Here is a 24,145-nt window from a genome sequence, read left to right as displayed (position 1 = left end):
GGAACATCGGGGCCGGCCGCCAGATAACGTGTTCTTAGAAGACGCTCGCGGCCTTGGCAAATTTAGCGCCCTCTGGTCGCTTAGCTGCTTCAAGGGCCGCTAAGGACCGCGCCAGGTCGGTCATGAATCCCGGGTGGCGGATAATGTCCAGGTGGTGCGCATCCGCCACGCAGTGCTGCTCGACGACGTTGACCAGGGTGCTCCAGTCGCGCAGGCGTTCGCTGCGGGTCAGGGAGTCGGCGGCCTGCCAGACATGCGCGTCTATTGCCAGTGGCGCATGCACATGGCGGGCAGCTTTCAATCGCTTGTCGAGCAACGCCCACTGTTCGAATTCCCGAGACAGTAGATCCGGCCCGTCGCTGGGCAATTGCCCGTCGCAAGCCAGCACATGTTCGGCCAGGGCATCGCGCTCAGGGTCGTCCATCAGCGCGAACAACCCACGCCACTGGGCAGCCATGGTCGAGCGGGCCAGCCAACTGTCCAGCAGTGGTTGCGCCTGGGCGCGCGCGGCCTTGTCGAGCGGCTGCCGTGGATGGAATGGCACCGACTCGAACACATCCACCAAGCAAAGCACATCTACTTGGGCGCGCCCTTGCAGCAAGCGCGCGGTCTCCAGGGCCAACTCGCCCCCGGACGACCAGCCGAGCAAGGCGCAGCGTCCGCCCTTGACGGTGCGGGCAATGTAGTCCGCGTACTCGCCGGCCAGCGCTGGCAAGTCGTAGCCACGCCAACGTTGTTCGGTATAGACATGGCTGACAAAGCCATACACCGGCCGTTGCCCCCCCAGGGCATCCACCAGCGGCTTGAATTCGCTGCTGTTGACGATCAACCCCGGCAGACAAAACAGCGGCACGCCGTCGCCCGAACGCGACAAAAACACCACGTCCGGGTCGGTCACTGGCGGTGGGGTCAAGCGTTCGGCCAAGGCGGCGAGGCTCGGGGCATTGAGCAGGTCGGCCAGGCTCAGCTTGCGCTCCCCTTGCAGGCCCTGCTTGCGGATGCGCGCAAGCAATTTGAGGCTGAGCAACGAGTCGCCGCCCAGTTCGCCAAACGATGCGTCGCGGGAAATATCGCTACGCCCCAGCAGGTCGCTCCATAACTGCGCCAGCGCCTGTTCCACCGGGCCGCGCGGGCCATCGCTCACCGGCAGGGTGGTCTGCGTCGTCGGCAATGCGCGACGGTCGAGTTTGCCATTGGCGGTCAGTGGCAGTTGCTCCAGCACTGTCCAGTGGGATGGCACCAAGGCGTCCGGCAATTGGATAGCCAAGGACTGGCGCACGGTTTCCACGGCAGTCCCGGCCGCCAGCACCAGATAGGCATGCAACTGGTCACCGCCGTCTTGACCGGGCACGGCGATCACCGCCGCGTTGCGCACCCCGGCCAGATGGCGGATAGCGGTGCTGACTTCGCCAGGCTCAACCCGGTAGCCACGGATTTTCACCTGATCATCGCTGCGGCCCAGATATTCCAGGCTGCCATCGTCGAGGCGGCGCACGCGATCACCGCTGCGATACAGGCGCGCACCGGGCGCGCCATACGGGTCCGGCACGTAGCGTTCGGCGGTCAAGCCCGGCCGGCCCGAATAACCCTGGGTGACGCCAGGGCCGCCCAGGTACAACTCGCCCATCACGCCCCTCGCCACCGGATTCAGATAGGCATCCAGGACCCGGGCCTCGACGCCAGCCAGCGGGGTGCCGATGGGCAACGTGCGGGCGTGCAGGCGATCCGCATTGGCGGCGTCCTGGCACAGCGCGCCAACCGAGGTTTCGGTGGGACCGTAGTGGTTGAAAATTCGTAATTGCGGGGCGAGCTTGCGAATCTCATCGAGCAGCCGCCAGGAAGTGGCTTCGCCGCCGAGGATCAACGTGTGCCGTGGCAGCACTTGGGCCGGTTCGCGGGCGTTAAGCAAGGCCTGCAAATGACTTGGGGTGATTTTCAGTACGTCGGCGCCCTGCTCGCCTTGCCACTGGGCAAAGGCGTCGGGGTCGAAGACATGCTCATCGTCGGCCAGGTGCAGCAGGCCACCCTGGCTCAGGGCGGCGAACAGCACCGTATGACCGAGGTCGGCGGCCACTGTCGAGACCATGGCGAAACTGCTGTTCGCAGGCCATTGCAGGCGCTGGCCCAGCCCTGCGACATACGCGGCCAAGTTGCCGCGACTGGCGACCACCGCCTTCGGCGCGCCGCTGGAACCCGAGGTGTAGATCAAATAGGCCGGCAACTGCGGCACCTGGATCGGCCAGGCTGCCAGCGACGAGGGCATCGGCACGTCCAGATCCAGCGCCAGCCAGTCCAGGCCAGGCACTTGAGGGTCGTCACCCAATACCAAGCACACACCGCTGTCGGCCAACACCGCAGCGCGGCGTTCGGCCGGCCAGCGCACATCGATGGGCACATAGGCAGCGCCGCACTTGAGCACCGCCAGGATGCCGGTCACCAGTCCCGGCGTGCGTCCGGTCAGCAACGCCACCCTGGCACCGGGACCGACGCCACGGGCCAGCAGGTGTTGGCCAAGGGCCTCGGCGGCATGGTCGATGTGTGCGCGACTGAAGGTAGTACCGTTGCAGGTCAAGGCTGCGGCGTCAGGGTTGAGACGATGCTGGCGCTGCCAGCCGACAAGCACATCTTCAGCGGCGATTGTCGGGGCATCGGCGCGGTCTACAGGCCCGACGGCCAGTTCCAGCAACGGTCGGTCCGGCGCCAGGCTGACGGCGTCGGCCAATGCAGACAGACTAGCGGCCAAGGTCTTGATGCGCTCGTCGTCGAACAGGTCGCAGGCGTAGGCGATCAGCACGTCGATGCCATCGGCACGGCCAGTGAAATCCACGCTCAGGTCGAAATGCACGTCGCCCGCCGCCAGCCCGTCGAGGCTCATGGACAGGTCGGCGAAGCGCTGTGGTCGGCTGGCCGACTGCTCAGTGCACTTAACCTGAAACAGCGGATGCGTGCCCGCCTCACGGGGTGGTGCCAGGGCCTGCAACAATTGGTCGAACGGCAGTTGGGAATGTTCCTGAGCCTCGAGCAAGGTGCCGCGCACCTGATTCAGTAGCACGGTAAAACTGCATAGCTCGTCGACGCGGGTGCTCAACACGCTCAAGGTGGTGAAGTAGCCCACCACGCGCTGGGTTTCGGCACGGCTGCGGTTGGCCAGCGGCGAGCCGATGCTGACCCTGTCGGCACCGCTCTGGCGTGCGAGCAAAAGGTTAAGCAGCGCCAGCATGGCCATGAACGTGGTCGCGCCGTTGGCCTTGGCAAGGCTGCGCAAGCGTTCGCTGGTGTGCGCTGGCAATTGCACGCGCACGCTCGCCCCACGCGGGTCGCGAACCGCGCTGCGTGGGCGGTCCAGCGGCAGCGCCAAGGGTGTGTGATCGTCGCCGAGTTGCTTTCGCCAATAATCGAGTTGCCGGGCCTGCTCTCCAGCATCCAGCCAGCGTTGCTGCCAACCGGCGTAATCGGCGTATTGCACGGCCAGCGGCGACCATTGCACAGCCTGTCCCTGGCAGCGCGCGGCGTAAGCCGCGGCCAGGTCTTCGATGATCAGGCCGATGGACCAGCCATCGGCGAGAATATGGTGCAGGACGATGACCAGCCGATGCTGCTGTAGGTCCAGGCGATGCAACTCCAGGCGCAGTGCCGGTCCGGCTAGCAGGTCGAATGGCTCGCAAGTCAGTGCCTGGGCCCGCTGCCGCGATGCTTCCTCGTCCGGTTCGAGGTACGCCAGTGCCTGAAACCGAGCGGGGTTGACGTATTGCTGAGGCTCGCCGTCGGCGTCCTGAGTGAAGGACGTACGCAGCGCTTCGTGGCGCACGAGCAAATCGTTGCAAGCCTGCTCCAGGGCGCCGACATTCAACACCCCCCCCAGGCGCAGCACGCCCGCCAGGTTGTAGGCCGGGCTGTCGGGCTCGCGCTGCCAGGCGATCCACAGGCCGCGCTGGGCAGCGGACAACGGCGATACGTCCGGTCGAGGCAGCGCGACCATGGGCAGGTCGGTGAAGCGGATACCGTTTTCCTCGAGCTTGGCGAGGAAGGCCTGGCGCCGTTCAGGGGTCAGCTCGGCGAAACGCCGGGCGATTTGGTGCGGATCGATACTCATCTCAAACCTCGAATTCATCCAACCAGCGAGCCATGTCATCCAGGCGCTCACGCTGCTCGACCGCTGCGGCGAACAAATCGCTCGGCAGTTGCTCGGCCAACTTCTGCACGGTGACGTGATCGAAGAAGGCGTTGATCGGCAGGTGACAGCCATGGCGTTGTTGCAATTGGGCGCGCACTTGCATGACGCTCAGCGAATGCCCACCCAGCTCGAAGAAGCTGTCGGTGACCCCAACCTGATCCAGGCCCAGCACTTCGGCCCAGATAGCTGACAGTGCCCGTTCAGCATCGCTGCTCGGTGGCACATGCCCACTCGGCGCGCCCTGCCCTTCGGGTTGCGGCAGTTGCTTGCGATCCAGCTTGCCGTTAGCCGAGAGCGGCATCGCCGGCACCTGCATCAATCGCCACGGCACCATGTATTCAGGAACGTGCTGGCCGAGGTGAAATTTAAGCGCCGCCTCATCACAGGCATCACCGACCCAGTAGCCAATCAGTTTGTCGTCCTGGGCAATGACGACCGCTTCGCGAACGGCCTCATGCCCCACCAGTACGGTTTCGATCTCGCCCAGCTCGATACGCAAGCCACGCAACTTGACCTGATGATCGAGGCGACCGAGGTAGTCAATCGCACCATCGGCACGCCAGCGCGCCAGGTCGCCGCTGCGGTACATGCGCGTACCTGGCGCGCCGTAGGGGTTGGCCACGAAGCGTTCGGCGGTCAGCGATGGACGCGCCTGATAACCGCGCGCCAGGTTCACGCCGGCGATGTACAACTCGCCCGCCACACCCACGGGGACGGGGTTGAGGTCGGCATCGAGAATGTGAATCTGCGTATTGGCAATCGGTCGGCCAATCGGCACGCTGTTACCGTCCTCACGGCATGCCCAGGACGTGACGTCGATGGCCGCTTCAGTCGGGCCGTACAGGTTGTGCAACTCGCTGGCGGTTTGTGCCAGCACTTGGCGCTGCAATTCCGCCGGCAAGGCTTCGCCACTGCAAATGATGCGTTTGAGCGAGGTGCAAGCCGGCAGTTCTCCCGCCGAAACGAAGGCCTGGAGCATCGAGGGCACGAAGTGCAGCGTGGTGATGCCGTGCTCGACGATCAACTCGCGCAACCACTGCGGATCACGGTGCGCACCCGGCGGTGCCATGACCAGCGCCGCGCCGCTGAGCAGCGGCCAGAAGAACTCCCACACCGACACGTCGAAGCTGTACGGGGTCTTTTGCAGCACGCGGTCGCTCGCGCTCAGGCCATATTCGGCCTGCATCCATTGCAGGCGATTGAGCAAGCCAGCGTGGCGGTTACCGACCGCTTTGGGCTTGCCGGTGGAGCCGGAGGTGTACAGGCAATAAACCAGGTTTTCCGGGCCAATATTGACAGTCGGTGCGGTCTGCAACTGTGTCGCTAATGGCAAGTTTTCGAGGACATGCACCGCCACGCCTGCCTCGCCAGCCCACTTATCCAGCAGGTGGGTTTGAGTCAACAGCAACGGGCTGCCACTGTCGGCGAGCATGCCTTGCAGGCGCTCCCGCGGAAGGTCCGGGTCCAGCGGCAAATACGCACCACCGGCCTTGATCACGCCCAGCAGCGCTACTACCAACTCCACCGAACGCTCGGCGGAAACGGCAACCGGCACCTCCGGCCCCACGCCCTGGCTTTGCAGCCAATGGGCGAGTTGATTGGCGCGGGCGTCCAGCTCGGCGTAGCTCAGGCGTGTGTCGCCATACACCAGCGCCAAGGCATCAGGCGTGGCACCAACCTGTTCAGTAATCAATGCGGGCAGGCTCGAATACTGCGCATAGCGGGTATCGGTGGCGTTCCACGCGTCGATCTGGCGAACCTCGACAGGGCTCAACAAGGTCAGGCTAGCCAACGGACGACGGCTGTCTTCGAACTGCGCCAGCAATCCGGCCAAGTGTTCGCTGAAACGGACTATCTCGGCTTCGGCGAAAGCGTCCTGACGGTAGCTGAATTCAATCTGCAATTGCGCGCCGGCATGAATCACCAGGGTCAGTGGGTAGTGCGTGGTTTCGTGCCGCTGCACTGGCCAGAAACGCAAGCCGCTGGCTTCACCAAGGGCCTGTTCCACTGGGTAGTTTTCGAACACCAGCAAGGTGTCGAACAGGGCTTGGCCACCCTGCCCGGCCCAGCCCTGGATCTCGAACAATGGCGTATGTTCATGTTCGCGCAGCGCACTGTTGAAGCCTTGCAACTGACGCAGCCATTCGCCCAAAGGCTGCTGAGCGGGCGGCGTCTGAATCACCGGCAACGTGTTGATGAACAGCCCCAGCGTGCGTTCGGAATCAGGCAACTGTGCCGGACGGCCCGCCACAGTGGCGCCAAATGCTACCGTGGCCTGCCCGCTATAGCGTTGCAGTAAAAGGCTCCAGGCGCCTTGCACTAAGGTGTTGAGGGTCACGCGCTCGCGGCGGGCGATGGCGATCAGCCGCGCGGTCATCGCCGCATCGCATTGCCAGTGGTGCTGGCGGTGACCAACACCCTCGCCCACGCCGGTCACGGTGTTGACCAGCAAGGTCGGTTCATCCAGATCGACCAGGCGCTCGCGCCAGAAAGCCTGGCGCTGCGCCAGATCATGCTGCTGCAGCCATTGCACGTAATCGACAAAGCGCCCTGCCACCTCCGCAGGTGGTGTGCCCCGGTAGTGCTGCAAGACCTCGGCGATCAGTCGCGATGAGCTCCAGCCATCGAGCAACAAGTGATGGCTGGTCAAAATCAACTGATAGCGTTGCTCACCCAGACGTACCAACAGCACTCGAAGCAAGGGCGCGGTACCCAGATCGAAGCCCTCATTACGCTCCTGCTGCGCCAGCGCCTCGACGGCTATTTCGCGGTCCGCCCGCTCGCGCCAGTCGAGCAGCCGCACCGGAGACGGCACGCTGCGACGTACTGCTTGCAATGGCTGGCTCAACCCTTCCCAAAGGAACAGGGTGCGCAGCACGTCATGCCGCGCCACCGTGGTGTCCCAGGCGTGTTTGAAGCGCGCAGCGTCGAGGCCGTCGATGGCCAGACTCAACTGGTTGAGGTAGTGGCTTTCGTCTGGGGCCTGCAAGGCGTGGAACAACATGCCCTGCTGCAACGGCGACAGCGGATAAAGCAACTCGGTATCGACGGGCAACCGCAGGCCTTCCAGCGTGCCTTGGTCCAGCCCTGCCAGCGGAAAGTCCGAGGGGGTGAAGCGTTGCGCGTCCGGGCTAAGGCAATGCTCGATCAAGCCTTGCAACTCGGCACGGCATGCCTGCGCCAATTGCTCGACCCAGGCCGAAGCAAGCCGCGCGCCGCTGTACTGCCAATTCATGTGTAACTCGCCCTGGCGCACCTGAGCATTGATGATCAGTTCGTTGCCCAACGGCGCATCGGCCGCCTGATCATCACCGCCACGCTCGGGCGCGATGCTGAACAATCCCTGGGCATCCAGGCCACGGTCGGTCTGGCCAAGGTAGTTGAACGTGATCGACGGTTGCGGGCCACCGGCCAGTTCGACACGCACCTGAGGCTCGCCAAAGTAGCGCAGGATTCCATACCCCATACCTTGATCAGGCACTTGGCGCAGTTGCTCCTTGATGCCACGAATCGCCACACCGGCTGGCGCTGCGGGGTCGGCGTGCAGGCGCACCGGGTACAGGCTGGTGAACCAGCCCACACTACGACTGAGGTCAACATCGCGGTAATCGGCCGGGACCTCACGGCCATGGCCCTCCAGGCCTACCAGCAGGCTCTCGCCACCCGTCGCGCGCAGGACCACACGGGCCAGCGCGGTGAGCAGCAGTTCATCGACTCTGCTGCGATAGGCCTGTAGCGCCTGGGTCAGCAATTGGCGCGTCAGTGGCTCGTCCAGGCGCACCTGACACTCACGCACTTGGTCACGGCGACGACTGCCCATTTCATCCATCAAGGGCAGGCTGGCCACGCCTGTTGCCAGAGTGGCGCGCCAGAAGTCCAGTTCCGCCACACGCGAGGGTGCCTGAGCCTGGAGCACTTCGCCCCAGCGCTGGAAAGCACTGGTTTTGTGCCCCAAATCCAGCGGCTGGCCAGCCTGGAGCTGGCCATAGGCACGTTGCAGGTCTTCGAGAAGAATGCGCCAAGACACACCGTCCACCACCAGGTGATGAGCGGCCAGCAACAGACGCTGCCCCTGCGGACTATCCAGCAGCAGACAGCGCAGCAAAGGACCCGCACTGAGGTTCAGCCCGGCTTGAATGCGGCTACAGGCGCTGGCCAATTGTGTGGCGTCAGTCACCTGCACATGATCCAGCGGCACCGAAGCCGTCTCGACGTGGCTCTGCTGCCAGAGGCCGCCGGCGTCCTGGGTAAAGCGCAGGCGCAAGGCATCGTGGTGAGCCACCAAAGCCTGCAACGCGCGACTCAGCAGCGTCGCGTCCAATGGTTCTCGCGGTTGCAGCAGTACCGACTGGTTCCAGTGCTGACGGGCATTGATCGGGCTTTCGAAGAACCAGGCCTGGATCGGCGTCAACGCGGCAGAACCCGTGACCGGGCCTTGTGCCTGGTCGACGTTTTCCTGAACCTTGGCCACCTGGGCCAGGCCCCGGATAGTCTGCTGTTCGAATACATCCTTGGGCGTCAGCAGCACGCCAGCCTGACGCGCACGGCCCACCAGTTGCAGGGACACGATGGAGTCGCCGCCCAGCTCGAAGAAGTTTTCGGTCGCGCCGACCTGCGAATGGCCCAGCAACTGTTGCCAGAGGCCAGCCAGCAAGGTTTCCACCTCGCCATGAGGCGCAATGAATTCGCCGTCCTGGACATGCCAGTCCGGGCTCGGCAGCGCAGCCCGGTCGAGCTTGCCGTTTGGGGTGACCGGCAGGCTTGGCAACCACACCAGCCGCGCCGGAATCATGTAGTCCGGCAACTGCCCGGCCAGCGCCTGCTTGACGCGCGCCTCCAGGCTCGGCTCATCCGCCGACACTGTGGCCACGGCATAGGCGACCAGCCGCGGACCGGTCGGCGAAGGCAAGGCCAGCACCACGCAGGTCTCGACTTCAGGGTGTTGCTGGATGCGCGCTTCGACCTCACCGGGCTCGATGCGATAGCCTCGAATCTTGATCTGCTGGTCGATGCGACCGACGTATTCGATCACTCCATCGGCCCCCCACAACACACGGTCACCGCTGCGGTACATGCGCGCACCGGGCGCGCCGAATGGGTCCGGCACAAAACGCTCGGCGCTCATCCCCGGTCGGCCGTGGTATTCGCGGGCCAGGCCCGTGCCGCCCAGGTACAGCTCGCCGCTAACCCCGGCCGGCACCGGCTGCAGGTACGCGTCGAGAATGTAGGCGCGGCGGTCGCCAACAGGACGGCCGATCGGGGCGTAGGCCGACAGGCAGGCCTGGCTGGCCGGCACTTTCCATACCAGTGGCGTGACCACGGTTTCGGTCGGCCCGTAGCCATTAATCAGGGTACGCGGCGCCAAGGTCTGGCGGATGCGCTCGAAGCTGGCCTGAGGCATGGCTTCGCCGCCAAAGGAGTACAGATCCAATGCCGGGGCGCAGCCTTGGGCCTGGGCTTCGGCAGCCATCTGGGCAAGGTAGACCGGAGGGAAGCCGGCGTTGGTGACCTGATGTTCCGCCAATGCCTGCAAGGTGCGCGCCGCAGACCACAGCTCCTCGTCGCGCAGCACCAAGCTGGCGCCGCACGTCAACGCGGTCAGCCAGCGCTCATGGGCGCCATCGAAGGCAAAGGAAATGAAGTGGAACTCACGGGATTGCGCGCTCATGTCATACAACGGCGCGGTGGCGTCGCAATGCATGGCCAGCGGGCCATGGGCCACGGCCACCCCTTTGGGGGTCCCGCTGGAGCCTGAGGTGTAAATCAGGTACGCGAGGTTTTGCGCGTGCACCTCGACGTCGGGGGCCTGGTCGCTGTAGCCGTCCAGGTCTAGCGTGTCGAGATCAAGCAACGCCAGGCCCGGCGCTGCGGGCAGACGTTCCAGGGCCATCTGCTCGGTGATCAGCAGGCTCATGCCGCTGTCTTCCAGCACATAGCCGAGACGTTCGCGGGGGTAGTCCAACGCCAACGGTACGAATGCCGCACCGGCCTTGGCCACCGCCAGCAACGCCACCAACAGCCGGTTGGACCGCTGCAAAGCCACACCGACACACGTTTCGGCGCAGACGCCACGGGCAATCAACGCGTGGGCCAGGCGGTTGGCCTGTTGCTCCAGTTCGCCACGGGTCAGGTTCTGACCCGCACAGATAAGGGCGACGCGCTGCGGATCGGCCGCAGCGTGGGCAGCGATGCGTTGCTGCACGCTGGCGAAAGCCGGCGGCGCGTAGTCCGACGTGCTCCAGGCCATGAGTTGAGCGTGTTCGGTATCGCTTAGCAGGCTGATCGCAGCCAACGGCCGGTGGGCATCGGCGATCAGGCCAAGCAACAGGCTGTTGAGATGTCCGGCCAGCGCCTCGACCCGGGCGGTGGCGAACGCATCTCGGCGGTAACCGAACGTGATGTCCAGCGTTTCACCGGCAAAAATCGCCAGAGACAACGGATAGTGGGTCGCTTCCAGCGTGCTCGACGCTTCGATATGTACGCCGCTGCGCTGGCGCATGGCGTGATCGACCGGATAGTTCTCGAACACCAGCAGGCTGTCGAACAGGCTTTGTCCGCTCAACCCCGCCCATCGCTGGATGTCCGCCAGCGGCGTGTGTTCGAATTCACCCGCCTCGGCGCTTTGGGTTTGCAGTTCACGCAACCAATCACCCACCCCCTGGCCCGCTTCGCCACCGGCGATCACCGGCACGGTGTTGATGAACAGACCAACCACCGCTTCGGCATCGTCCAGAGCACTCGGCCGTCCCGCTACGGTCGCGCCAAATGCTACCGGTGATTGCCCGGTATAGGTTTGCAGCAGCAGGGCCCAGGCACCTTGCACCAGGGTGTTGAGCGTCACGCGTTGGCGGCGGGCAAACTGGCGCAGACGCTGGCTGTCTGCAACCGACAGGCCGCTGCGGATCACGCCATGCCCGATCGCATCGCCAAGCCCTTGGGTATCCCGGGCTGGCAGGCTTTCGGCGAGCAACGTCGGGCCCTCCATAGTCGCCAGGCGCGCTTGCCAGTAGGTTTGGGCCGCCCGTCCATCCTGGGCGCCCAGCCAGGCAATGTAGTCGCGATACTGACTGCGCGGCGCCAGTGGGCGTTCGCCCGCGTAATGTTGCAGCACCTCGCCGATCAGCCGCGCACTGCTCCAGCCATCGAGAAGGATGTGGTGGAAGGTCCAGATCATGCGGCAGCGGGTGGCATCCAGGCGTAACAGTTGCACCCGTTGCAGCGGCAAGCGCGTCAGGTCGAAACCTTGAACGCGCTCGGCGTTGGCCCATTCGTCCAGCGCCTGCTGGCTGAGCCCGCGGGCGTCATGCAGTTGCGCCACTGCCGGGCCACGGCGCAGGACCGCTTGCAGCGGCACGCTGAGTTCGCCCTGCCAGAGAAACACGCTACGCAACGTGGCGTGCTGTTGCACGGTCGTGTCCCAGGCTTGAAGGAAGCGTTGCGGGTCGAGACCTTCGAGCACCACGTCGATCTGATTGACGTAGGCCGATTCAGCATCGTCTTGCAGGGTATGGAATAGCAGCCCCTGTTGCAGTGGCGACAGCGGATACAGGTCTTCTACGTCGCGCGCTGCCAGGGGCAAGGCGTCAAGCTGGGCCTGAGTCAGCCCGGCCAGTGGGACGTCGGAAGGCGTCAGGGCAGCATTTTCAGGGGTCAGGCAATGGGCGGCGAGCAGGCTCAGTTCGGCGCGCAGGTCGTCCAGCAGACACTCCAGTTGCGAGGCGCTGTAATGTCCAGTATCGGCGCGGCCTTCGAATTGCAACTGGCCTTCAACCAGCCGCGCATTGACCGTCAGCGCGTGACTGAGGGGCGCGGCATCGTCGCGCTGACGGCCTTGCGGTTCACTGGCAAGGCCAAACAGACGCTGGCCATCGAGGCTGCCGTCGTATTGCCCCAGGTAGTTGAACATCACTTGCGGCGGGGCCTGCTCGGCGAGCAATGCCTGGGCAGACGCCGGGCCGAGGTAGCGCAACACACCGTAGCCAATGCCCTTGTTCGGCACCTGGCGCAGTTGCTCCTTGACCGCTTTGATCGCCGAACCCAGGTCGCCAAGGCCTGGGCTCAGGCGCACCGGGTACAGGCTGGTGAACCAGCCGACGCTGCGCTCGATATTCAGGCCTTCGTGGTAGGGCGCAGGCAACGCATCGCGTCCGTGAGCTTCCAGGGCAACGCTTAGCGACGCATGCCCGCTTTGTCGGCAGAGCACTCGGGCCAAGGCTACGAGCAGCAGTTCATCCAGACGCGTGCGATAGGCGCCTGACGCTTCCTTGTGCAGGCGCCGGGTCAGTTCGGCCGGCAGGCGCAGTCGGCGTTCCACCGCCTGGCCTTCACACCCCAGCACCCGTGCCGGTTGCCCAAGCGTCTGCGCGCGCCAGTAATCCAGCTCATCAAACAGCGCCGGGCTTTGCGCGAATGCCTGCAAGCGCTCACCCCACTGGGCAAAGCTGGCACCCACCGGCGCCAGCGTCACCGCCTGGCCAGCGGTCTGCTGCCGATAGGCTTGCTGCAAGTCTTCCACCAGCACTCGCCAGGACACGCCATCCACCACCAGGTGATGGACCACGATCAACAGCCGTTGGCTGCCATCGCTCAAGCCCAGCAAGGCGGCGCGCAACAATGGACCGTTGTTCAGATCGAGACTGGTTTGCAGGCGCTCGGCTTCGTGAAGAAAGATCTCGGCGTCCGAGGCATCAATTTCCACCAGCAGGTTGTCGTCAGAAAACGCTGTGTAGCCTTGTTGCCAGGTGCCATGAGCGTCCTGCTGATAGCGCAGACGCAGGCTGGCGTGGTGTTCAGTCAGGGCTGCAAGGCTGGCGCGCAGGGGTTCGGCTTGCAAGGCCTGTAACGGCCGCAGTAAGGCTGACTGGTTCCAGTGCTGGCGCTGTGCGATTTCCTGACTGAAAAAATACTGCTGAATCGGCGTCAGTGGTGCGGGCCCTACGGTCACGCCCGGCTGCTGCTCGGCACACTGGCGAGCACTTCGCGCTGCATGAGCCAAGGCTGCCAGGCTCGGGTGCAGGAACAGATCGCGAGGGCTCAATTGCCAGCCTGCCTGACGCGCCCTACTGATCACTTGCAACGACAGGATAGAGTCGCCACCCAGCTCGAAGAAATTGTCGGCAATACCGACGCGCTCCAGGCCCAACACCTCCGCCCAGATGGCCGCCAGGGTCTGCTCGACCTCGCTGCGCGGCGCGACATAACCCTCGACAGCGACCTGCCCTTCAGGCTGCGGCAGTTGCTTGCGATCCAGCTTGCCGTTAGCCGAGAGCGGCATCGCCGGCACCTGCATCAATCGCCACGGCACCATGTATTCAGGGACGTGCCGGGCCAGATGCGCCTTGAGTTCTTCCTCGTCGGTCGCGTCGCCCACCCAGTAGCCGATCAGCTTGTCGTCGCGGACAATAACCACGCTTTCCTGCACGTTGGCATGGGCGAGCAGCACCGCTTCGATCTCGCCCAGTTCGATACGCAAGCCGCGTAACTTGACCTGGTGATCGAGGCGACCGAGGTAGTCAATCGCGCCATCGGCACGCCAGCGCGCCAGGTCGCCGCTGCGGTACATGCGCGCGCCTGGCGCGCCGTAGGGGTTGGCCACGAAGCGCTCGGCGGTCAGCGATGGACGCGCCTGATAACCGCGTGCCAGGTTCACACCGGCGATGTACAACTCGCCTGCTACGCCCACGGGGACAGGGTTGAGGTCGGCGTCGAGGATATGGATCTGCGTATTGGCAATCGGTCGGCCAATCGGCACGCTGTTACCGTCCTCACGGCATGCCCAGGATGTGACGTCGATGGCCGCTTCAGTCGGGCCGTACAGGTTGTGCAACTCGCTGGCGGTTTGTGCCAGCACTTGGCGCTGCAATTCCGCCGGCAAGGCTTCGCCACTGCAAATGATGCGTTTAAGCGAGGTGCAAGCCGGCAGTTCTCCCGCCGAAACGAACGCCTGGAGCATCGACGGCACAAAGTGCAACGTGGTGATGCCGTGCTCGACGATCAGCTCGCGCAACGCCTGCGGATCACGGTGCGCGCCCGGCGGCGCCATGACCAGCGCCGCGCCGCTGAGCAGCGGCCAGAAGAACTCCCACACCGACACGTCGAAGCTGTACGGGGTCTTTTGCAGCACGCGGTCGCTCGCGCTCAGGCCATATTCGGCCTGCATCCATTGCAGGCGATTGAGCAAGCCAGCGTGGCGGTTACCGACCGCTTTGGGCTTGCCGGTGGAACCGGAGGTGTACAGGCAATAAACCAGGTTTTCCGGGCCGATATCGACGCTCGGGGCGGTCTGCAACTGCGTCGCTAATGGCAAGTTTTCGAGGACATGCACCGCCACGCCGGCCTCGCCAGCCCACTTGTCGAGCAGGTGGGCTTGAGTCAACAGCAACGGGCTGCCACTGTCGGCGAGCATGCCTTGCAGGCGCTCCCGCGGAAGGTCCGGGTCGAGCGGCAAATACGCACCACCGGCCTTGATCACGCCCAGCAGCGCTACCACCAATTCCACCGAACGCTCGGCGGAAACGGCAACCGGCACATCCGGCCCCACGCCCTGGCTTTGCAGCCAATGGGCGAGTTGATTGGCGCGGGCGTCCAGCTCGGCGTAGCTCAGGCGTGTGTCGCCGCAGACCAGTGCCAGTGAATCAGGCGTGGCGCGCACTTGCTGGTCGATCAACGCCGGCAGATTCGCGTATGAGGGGTAGTTTTCCTGGGTTGCGTTCCAACCGGACAGTTGCTGTTGCTCGGCGGGGGTCAGTTGCTGCAGTTCGTGCAACGCACGCTCGGGCTGTTCCAGCAGTTGCTCGAGCAGGAACAGGAAATGCGCGTGCCAGGCTTGTACGGTGGAGGCCTCGAACAGGTCGGTCGCGTAGCTGAAGGTCGCGGTGATCTGGCCCTGGCGGTTTTCCTCGGTGGTCAGGGTCAGGTCCAACTGCGCGGTTTCAGCGGCCTGGTCCAGGCGCTCGAAGACCAGCCCGCCCGCGTCCAGCTGGCTGTCGCCGCGCTGCAAGTGGTTGAACATGACCTGGAACAGCGGGTTGCGGCCCATGCTGCGTTGGGGTTGCAGTGCTTCAACCAGTTGTTCGAAGGGCAAATCCTGATGCGCTTGGGCTTGCAATGCCTGCTCGCGCACGGCCTTAAGCTGGTCGATGAAGGATTCACGGCGCGAGACGCGTAACGGCCAGACTTGAGTGTTGACAAAGCAACCAATCAAACCCTGGGTCGCGACGGCCTCGCGATTGGCAACCGGGATGCCGACGCGCAATTCTGCCTGGCCGCACAGGCGGCTTAGCCACACGCCATAGGCTGCGAGCAAAACCATGAACGGCGTGGCTTGTTGACTACGGGCGAACTGCCGCAAGCGGCGGCTGGTGGCGTCAGACAACGGCTTGCCGACCCGCGCCCCGCGATAGGTGGGCAAGCCGCAACGCAGGTGATCCGCTGGCAACTCCAGCACCGGCTCGTCACTGCCCAGGCGCTCACGCCAATAGGCCAGTTGCTGCTCACTTTCCCCGGATTCCAGCCATAGGCGCTGCCAGCGCGCATAGTCGCTGTATTGCACGTCAAGGCTGGGCAACGGACTGTCGACGGCCTGCAGGCAACGGGCATAGCCGCTAGCCAGCTCTTGCACGAACAGCTCCACCGAGACGCCGTCGGCGACGATGTGGTGCAGCGTGACCAGCAAGGCATGCCGCTCGGCGTCACAGCGCACCAGGCACAAGCGCAGCAAAGGCCCCTGGGTCAGGTCGAACGGTTGTCGGGCCTGAGCCTGGGCCAGGCGCGTCAAGGCCGCGTCCTGGGCCTGGGTCGACAAATCGCTGAGGTCTTCGCGCCCCAGAATCACGGCACAGGCATCGGCGGCATGTACACGCAGCACCGGCTCACCGTCCTCACTGGGGAAGTCGCTGCGCAGTACCGCGTGACGGGCGACGATATTGGCCAGGGCCGCATCCAGCGCCGCTTCGTTCAGTTCACCGGTGAGTTGCAGGCCGCCGGTGATGTGATAAGCGCTGGCGGTCGGCTCCAACTGCCAGAGCAGCCATAGCCGGTGCTGGCTGTAGGACAACGAGGACTTCGCCTCGGCAGGCGCCGGGACGATAGGCAGACGGCGCGCGTCGATGCCTTTTTCACGCAACTGCTGCAGGAATATCCGCTGCTTTTCGGCAGGAAGAGCGTTGAGCCGTTCGGCCAGCGGGCGCAACGGATCGTCACGGTAGCTGGGGCCGTGGGCTTGGCTCAGGTCGTTCATTCAATGCGCTCCAGTTCGTTCAGCAATTGGGTCATGGCGTCCACCTCGTCTTCGGGGGTGTGCGCCGGAATGTGCTCCAGGTGCCGAGCAAGCGCCTCGACCGTCGGTGTGTCGAACACCGCGCCGAGGTGTATCTGTACGCCTAACTGGTGGCGGATCTGCGAGGCCAGGCGGGTCGCGAGCAACGAATGCCCACCCAGCTCGAAAAAGTCATCCGTCACACCAACCCGCTCCACGCCCAGCACCTCGGACCAGATCCTGGCCAGGCAACGCTCGGCGTCATTGCGCGGTTCGACATAGCCTGTAGCGGCGGCCTGCGCCTCGACCTGTGGCAACTGCTTGCGATCCAGCTTGCCGTTGGCCGAGAGCGGCATCGCCGGCAATTGCATCAATCGCCACGGCACCATGTATTCAGGAACGTGCTGGGCGAGGTGAAATTTAAGCGCGGCTTCATCGGCATCGGCGCCGACCCAGTAACCCAGCAGTTGATTGTCCCCGGCAACCACCACGCATTCACGCACGGCACCATGGGTGAGCAACACCGCTTCGATCTCGCCCAGCTCGATACGCTGGCCACGCAACTTGACCTGATGGTCGAGGCGACCGAGGTAGTCGATCGCACCATCGGCACGCCAGCGCGCCAGGTCGCCGCTGCGGTACATGCGCGCGCCTGGCGCGCCGTAGGGGTTGGCCACGAAGCGCTCGGCGGTCAGCGATGGACGCGCCTGATAACCGCGCGCCAGGTTCACACCGGCGATGTACAACTCGCCCGCCACACCCACGGGGACAGGGTTGAGGTCGGCGTCGAGGATATGGATCTGCGTATTGGCAATCGGTCGGCCAATCGGCACGCTGTTACCGTCCTCACGGCATGCCCAGGACGTGACGTCGATGGCCGCTTCAGTCGGGCCGTACAGGTTGTGCAACTCGCTGGCGGTTTGTGCCAGCACTTGACGCTGCAATTCCGCCGGCAAGGCTTCGCCGCTGCAAATGATGCGTTTAAGCGAGGTGCAAGCCGGCAGTTCTCCCGCCGAAACGAACGCCTGGAGCATCGACGGCACGAAGTGCAACGTGCTGATGCCGTGCTCGACGATCAGCTCGCGCAACGCCTGCGGATCACGGTGCGCACCCGGCGGCGCCATGACCAGCGCCGCGCCGCTGAGCAGGGGCCAGAAGAACTCCCACACCGACACGTCGAAGCTGTACGGGGTCTTTTGCAGCACACGGTCATTGGCAGTGAGACCGTACTCGGCCTGCATCCATTGCAGGCGATTGAGCAAGCCAGCGTGGCGGTTACCGACCGCTTTGGGCTTGCCGGTGGAGCCGGAGGTGTACAGGCAGTAGACCAGGTTTTCCGGGGCGATATCGACGGTCGGTGCGGTCGACGGCTGGATGCCCAAGGGCAAGTTTTCCAGCGCATGCACCGGCACGCCGGCATCGCCCGACCACGTGTCCAGCAGGTGCGTTTGAGTCAGCAGCAACGGGCTGCCGCTGTCGGCCAACATGCCTTGCAGGCGCTCACGCGGGTGGTCCGGGTCCAGCGGCAGATACGCGCCACCGGCCTTGATCACGCCCAGCAGTGCCACCACCAACTCCACCGAGCGCTCGGCGGAAACGCCGACCGGCACATCCGGCCCCACGCCCTGGCTTTGCAGCCAATGCGCGAGTTGGTTGGCGCGGGCGTCCAATTCGGCGTAGCTCAAGCGTGTGTCGCCATACACCAACGCCAAGGCGTGGGGTGTGGCGCGAACCTGTGCGTCGAGCAGCGCGGGTAGGTTCCGGTATGACGGGTACTGGAAGTGGGTGGCATTCAAGTCCGACAATTGCCGTTGTTCCGCGGTATCGAGCATGCGCAACTCGCCGAGGCGCACCGGGGACGCACCCGGCGCCTGGGATGCCATCGCCAGCAGCAGGTTGTTGAAATGCTCGCCGAGGCGAACCACGCTGGCCGCATCGAAGGCGCCTAGCAAATAACTCAACTGCACGTTCAGCGTATCGCCGGCATGAATCACCACGGTCAACGGGTAATGGGTGGTTTCCCGCGAGACGACCTGGCCGAACCGCACGCCACTGCCGCTGCGCAAGGCGCTGTCCACCGGGTAGTTTTCGAACACCAGCACGCTGTCGAACAACGCCTGGCCGCCCTGCCCGGCCCAGCGCTGGATATCGAACAGTGGCGTGTGCTCATGCTCGCGGACCGCCAGGTTCAGCGATTGCAGGTCACGCAGCCAGTCACCCAGCAAACGCTCGGGGCCGGGCGCCTGGATAATCGGCAAGGTATTGATAAACAGCCCGAGCACGCGCTCGGCATCGACCAGTGCAGTCGGGCGCCCGGCCACGGTGGCGCCGAAGGCAACGCTGCGCTGTCCGGTGTAGCGCTGCAAAAGCAGGCTCCAGGCACCTTGCACCAAGGTGTTCAACGTCACGCGCTCACGGCGCGCAAACGCCACCAACGCCGAGGTGACACTGGGGTCCAATTGCAGGCGCAGGTCGCCATGCCCCGCCTGGGCCTGCACCGCTGGCAAGGCGTCGGCCAGCCGGGTCGGTTCATCCAACTGACGCAGTTGTTCGCTCCAGAACGCTTGGCTCGAATTAGCGTCCTGGCAGCCTAGCCAGGCCAGGTAATCCCGGTAGCGGCTAGCGCTCGCGACGGGCGATTCGCCTCGGTAATGCAGCAGCACTTCTTCGATCAGCCGCGCCGTGGCCCAGCCATCGAGAAGGATGTGATGGCGGGTCCAGATCAACTGGTAGTCGCTTTCGCCCAGGCGTACCAGCAACACCCGCTGCAACGGCGGCTGGCGCAGGTCGAAGCCTTGGTCGCGCTGGGCATCGGCCAGTTCGGCCAAGTCCAATCGAGCCTGTATGGCCGATCGTGCGCGCCAGTCCAAGTGCCGCACCGGGGATGGCAGCCGGCGATGGATCCATTGCAGCGGCTGCGGCAAGTCGCCTTCCCAGGCGAAACCGGCGCGCAGGATCGCGTGTTCCTCGGTGACCCGCTCCCAGGCCGCAGCGAAACGCGGGCCGTCGACGTCGCTCAGCGGCACGCAGACCTGATTCACATAAGCGCTGCTGGCCCCGCCCTGCAAGGCATGAAAGAGCATGCCCTGTTGCAGCGGCGACAACGGGTAAAGGTCTTCGAGGTTGGCGGCGGCCACCGGCAGCGCGTCCAATTGGGACTGGCTGACGGTCGCCAGAGGGAAGTCCGAGGGCGTGACGCCCGCAGCATCGGGGCTCAGGCAATGGTCGATCAAACCGCCCAGGGTTGCCAGGTAGCGCTCGGCCAAGGCTTGCACCACGTCGCGGTCGAAACGCTCGGTGCCGTAGCGCCAGCTCAGTTGCAGACAGCCGTCGCGCACCTGGCCGGTGATGACCCATTCGCTGTCAGCGTCAGCGCTCGGGTCCAGGGACGCGCCGAGGCTTTCCTCGGCCCAGGCAAACAGGCCACCCGCCGAGCGGCCTGGGTCGAACTGGCCAAGGTAGTTGAAGGTGACTTGCGGGCTCGCCCGGGCCGCCAGTTGGCCAGCCAGCGCGCCCTCGTTCAGGTAGCGCAACACGCCGTAGCCAAGACCTTGGCCGGGGACTTGGCGCAGTTGCTCCTTGATGGCTTTGATGGCGTGCGCGGGCGAATCACCGCCAGGCACCAGTTGCAGCGGGTACAGCGCCGTGAACCAGCCCACGCTGCGGCTCAGGTCCAGGTCCACGGGGGCATCCGCGGCCGGCGTGCGGCCGTGGCCTTCGAGGAGGATGTCCACCGCCGGCTGGCCGCTCCATTGGCACAACGTCTGGGCCAGCCCGGCCAACAGCAGCTCATCGATGCGCGTGCGATAAGCACCGTGGGCCGCGCCCAGCAGTGCACGGGTGCGCGCCGGGTCGAGTTGCACACGCACTTGGGCTGTGGCGCCGAGGGCGCGGCTGCCTTGCGGGCGTTGCACGCTCAACGCGGTGGCCGGCGTCTCGGAATATGCCTGCCAGTAGGCGTGCTCGGGGTCGTTCAGGCCCTGACGCGCCCAACTCTGGAGGTACTCGCCCCAAGCCTTGAAGCTGCTGGTGCGCGAGGCGAGCGCCATGGGCGAACCGGCGAGCGCCTGGGTATAGAGCTGCGCCAGGTCTTCGAGAAGGATGCGCCAGGACACACCGTCCACCACCAAGTGATGAGCGACCAGTAACAGACGTTGTTCGCCATCGGCCAACTGCATCAGCAGCCCTTTGAACAGAGCGCTTTGGCCCAGATCGAAACCACGTTGGGCTTCTGCGCATACCGCGCTGATCGCCTCGGGTTCGGACCCGCTCAAGGTTCGGCAATCCAGCAGCGATGCTGTGCCCTGCCCATGGCGGGCGCACCAATGGTCCTCGACGCGCTGGAATTGCAGGCGCAGGGCATCGTGATGCGCAAACAGCGCCACCAGCGCCTCGCCCAACGCGCCAGGCTCCAGGTTGTGCAGCGGACGCAGCAGCAACGCCTGGTTCCAGTGGCCTGGGACCGGCACTGCCTGGGCGAAGAAGTGCGCCTGGATCGGCGTGACGGGCGCCTCGCCCTGCACAGGACCGCTGTCAACGCGGGCTTGATCCAGGGGCACGGCGACTCGCGCCAAGGCAGCGATTTGCTGATGCTCGAACAGGTCGCGGGGGTTGAGCTGCCAACCGGCACGTCGCGCCCGGCTGATCACTTGCAACGACAGGATAGAGTCGCCACCCAGCTCGAAGAAATTGTCGGCAATACCGACTTGCTCCAGGCCCAACACCTCCGCCCAGATGGCCGCCAGGGCCTGCTCAACCTCGCTGCGCGGCGCGACATAACCCTCGACAGCGACCTGCCCTTCAGGCTGCGGCAGTTGCTTGCGATCCAGCTTGCCGTTGGCCGAAAGCGGCATCGCCGGCACCTGCATCAATCGCCACGGCAGCATGTATTCAGGGACGTGCCGGGCCAGATGCGCCTTGAGCACTTCCTCTTCGGTCGCGTCGCCCACCCAGTAGCCGATCAGCTTGTCGTCGCGGACAATAACCACGCTTTCCTGCACGTTGGCATGGGCGAGCAGCACCGCTTCGATCTCGCCCAGCTCGATACGCAAGCCGCGCAACTTGACCTGATGATCGAGGCGACCGAGGTAGTCGATCGCACCATCGGCACGCCAGCGCGCCAGGTCACCGCTGCGGTACATGCGCGCACCTGGCGCGCCGTAGGGGTTGGCCACGAAGCGCTCGGCGGTCAGCGATGGACGCGCCTGATAACCGCGCGCCAGGTTCACGCCGGCGATGTACAACTCGCCTGCTACGCCCACGGGGACAGGGTTGAGGTCGGCGTCTAGGATATGGATCTGCGTATTGGCAATCGGTCGGCCAATCGGCACGCTGTTACCGTCCTCACGGCATGCCCAGGACGTGACGTCGATGGCCGCTTCAGTCGGGCCGTACAGGTTGTGCAACTCGCTGGCGGTTTGTGCCAGCACTTGGCGCTGCAATTCCGCCGGCAAGGCTTCGCCGCTGCAAATGATGCGTTTGAGCGACGTGCAAGCTGGCAGTTCTCCCGCCGAAACGAACGCCTGGAGCATCGAGGGCACGAAGTGCAACGTGGTGATGCCGTGCTCGACGATCAACTCGCGCAGCCACTGCGGATCACGGTGCGCGCCCGGCGGCGCCATGACCAGCGCCGCGCCGCTGAGCAGCGGCCAGAAGAACTCCCACACCGACACGTCGAAGCTGTACGGGGTCTTTTGCAGCACGCGGTCGCTCGCGCTCAGGCCATATTCGGCCTGCATCCATTGCAAGCGATTGAGCAAGCCAGCGTGGCGGTTACCGACCGCTTTGGGCTTGCCGGTGGAGCCGGAGGTGTACAGGCAATAAACCAGGTTTTCCGGGCCGATATCGACGCTCGGTGCGGTCTGCAACTGCGTCGCTAATGGCAAGTTTTCGAGGACATGCACCGCCACGCCGGCCTCGCCAGCCCACTTGTCGAGCAGGTGGGTTTGAGTCAACAGCAACGGGCTGCCACTGTCGGCGAGCATGCCTTGCAGGCGCTCCCGCGGAAGGTCCGGGTCGAGCGGCAAATACGCACCACCGGCCTTGATCACGCCCAGCAGCGCTACCACCAACTCCACCGAACGTTCGGCCGAAACGGCAACCGACACCTCCGGCCCCACGCCCTGGCTTTGCAGCCAATGGGCGAGTTGATTGGCGCGGGCGTCCAGCTCGGCGTAGCTCAGGCGTGTGTCGCCATACACCAGCGCCAACGCGTCAGGCGTGGCACGAACCTGTTCGGCGATCAGCGCAGGCACGCTTGGAGACTGCGGGTAGCGGATGTCAGTGGCGTTCCAAACGCTCAATTGTTCCCGCTCGGCAACGCCCAGCAGCGGCAGGCTGAACACCGAGCGGTCGGGCGCGGCGACCATGCCCTGCAACAACTGGCACAGATGCCGGCCAAGTTGGTCGATCGTCGCGGCGTCATACAGCGCGGTGACGTACTCCAGCCGGCAATCAATGCCGTCGGGGCCGGCGATGACGTCCAGGGTCAGGTCGAAGCGCGCGCTTTCCAGCTCGATGTCCAGCACCTCCACGTTCAACCCCGGCAGGTGCAAGGCCTGGGCGTCGCGGGCATGGCGGAAGTTGAACAGCACCTGGAACAGCGCCGTGTGATGCAGGTCGCGGGTCAGGTTCAAACCGTCCAGCACGCACTCGAACGGGAATTCCGCCTGTTCGAGCGCGATGCGGCTTTCAGCGCGCAGGCGGCCGCACAGGTGTCGGGTGGTCAGTTGGCGCTCGAGTCGGGCGCGGTAGACTTGGGTGTTGACGAAGAAGCCGACGATGTCTTGCACTTGGGCATGACTGCGTGCGGCGTTGGGCACGCCGACGGCGAAGTCGAGTTGACCGCTGTAGCGCGCCAGCAACACTTGCCAGGCGCCAAGCAACAACACGAATGGCGAGCAATGCTGCTGGCGGCAGAATTCACGCACGGCGTGGGCGGTGGCGGCCGGCACGCGAACATCGTGCCGCGCCGCTTGCAGACGTGGCGCGGCGCTACGTGGGCGATCGCTGGGCAGTTCCAATACGGGCACGTCCTGGCCCAGATACTCGCGCCAATACGCCTGGCCTTCGGTGGTACCCTGGCCGGCAAAGCGCTGGTGCTGCCAGGTCGCGTAGTCGGCGTAATCCAGGGGCAGGCTCGGCAATGCGCGGTCGTTGCCGCCCAATGCTGCGGCATAGGCCTGGCCCAGGTCGGCGATCAGCAGCGGGTTGGACCAGGCATCGGCGACGATATGGTGCAGGCACAACAGCAACACCGCACCCTCCTCGTCGCACAACAGGCTGGCGCGCAGCAGCGGCGCCTGGCCGAGGTCGAATGGCACGGCGACGCGCTGGCGCAGTTCCGCTTCGAGGTTGGCATCGGCTGGCAGCTTCACGCATTCGAGGTGGAAATCCACACTGGGCTCGATGACCTGCATTGGCCGATCATCGACCAGCACGAAGCGGGTGCGCAGGCTGGCGTGGCGTTCGATCAGCCGGCACAAGGCAGCCTGCAATGCCGCGACATCCGGCTGGCCATGAATGCGTAGCGCCCGTGCCGAGTTATAGGCCGGGCTGTCCACGTCGTATTGTTGGAGAAACCACAAGCGGCGCTGGGCGAACGACAGCGGCGCCGGCCCATTCTCGGTGCGTCGGCCCGGCCCGGTGGGTGCGGCTGGCGCTTCATCATCAAGTAACAGGGCAAGCAGTTCATCGCGGTCGATATCGGTCATGGT

The 24,145-nt window shown here is 64.9% G+C and carries 3 protein-coding genes; all 3 read right to left on the bottom strand.

Annotated elements, in window-relative coordinates; all coding sequences use genetic code 11:
- Positions 1-34 precede the first annotated feature (34 nt).
- Genes J2Y83_RS09655 through J2Y83_RS09645 form a run of 3 tightly spaced genes read right to left on the bottom strand, consistent with a single transcriptional unit; the run spans position 35 to position 24,142 of the window.
- The gene (locus tag J2Y83_RS09655; RefSeq protein ID WP_253394730.1) at positions 35-4,093 is read right to left on the bottom strand and encodes an amino acid adenylation domain-containing protein; all 4,059 of its coding nucleotides are present in this window, start codon (positions 4,091-4,093) and stop codon (positions 35-37) included.
- Position 4,094: 1 nt separating this feature from the next.
- A complete protein-coding gene (locus tag J2Y83_RS09650; RefSeq protein WP_253394728.1) occupies positions 4,095-16,412 on the bottom strand; it encodes a non-ribosomal peptide synthetase in 12,318 nt (4,105 codons plus the stop codon).
- Complete coding sequence (locus tag J2Y83_RS09645) at positions 16,409-24,142, bottom strand: non-ribosomal peptide synthetase (RefSeq protein WP_253394726.1); 7,734 nt, start codon at positions 24,140-24,142, stop codon at positions 16,409-16,411. The genes J2Y83_RS09650 and J2Y83_RS09645 overlap by 4 nt, the downstream gene beginning before the upstream one ends.
- Positions 24,143-24,145 lie beyond the last annotated feature (3 nt).

Source organism: Pseudomonas marginalis, from assembly GCF_024169655.1.
Classification (GTDB): domain Bacteria; phylum Pseudomonadota; class Gammaproteobacteria; order Pseudomonadales; family Pseudomonadaceae; genus Aquipseudomonas; species Aquipseudomonas paraveronii.
Note: the sequence above shows the minus strand (reverse complement) of the source record. Positions and strands in the feature narration are given on the sequence as shown.

What these genes read in the sequence shown, in the direction of transcription:
- J2Y83_RS09655 (WP_253394730.1), bottom strand. Translation starts at nt 4,093, where the DNA reads ATGAGTATCGATCCGCACCAAATCGCCCGGCGTTTCGCCGAGCTGACC.
- J2Y83_RS09650 (WP_253394728.1), bottom strand. Translation starts at nt 16,412, where the DNA reads ATGAACGACCTGAGCCAAGCCCACGGCCCCAGCTACCGTGACGATCCG.
- J2Y83_RS09645 (WP_253394726.1), bottom strand. Translation starts at nt 24,142, where the DNA reads ATGACCGATATCGACCGCGATGAACTGCTTGCCCTGTTACTTGATGAT.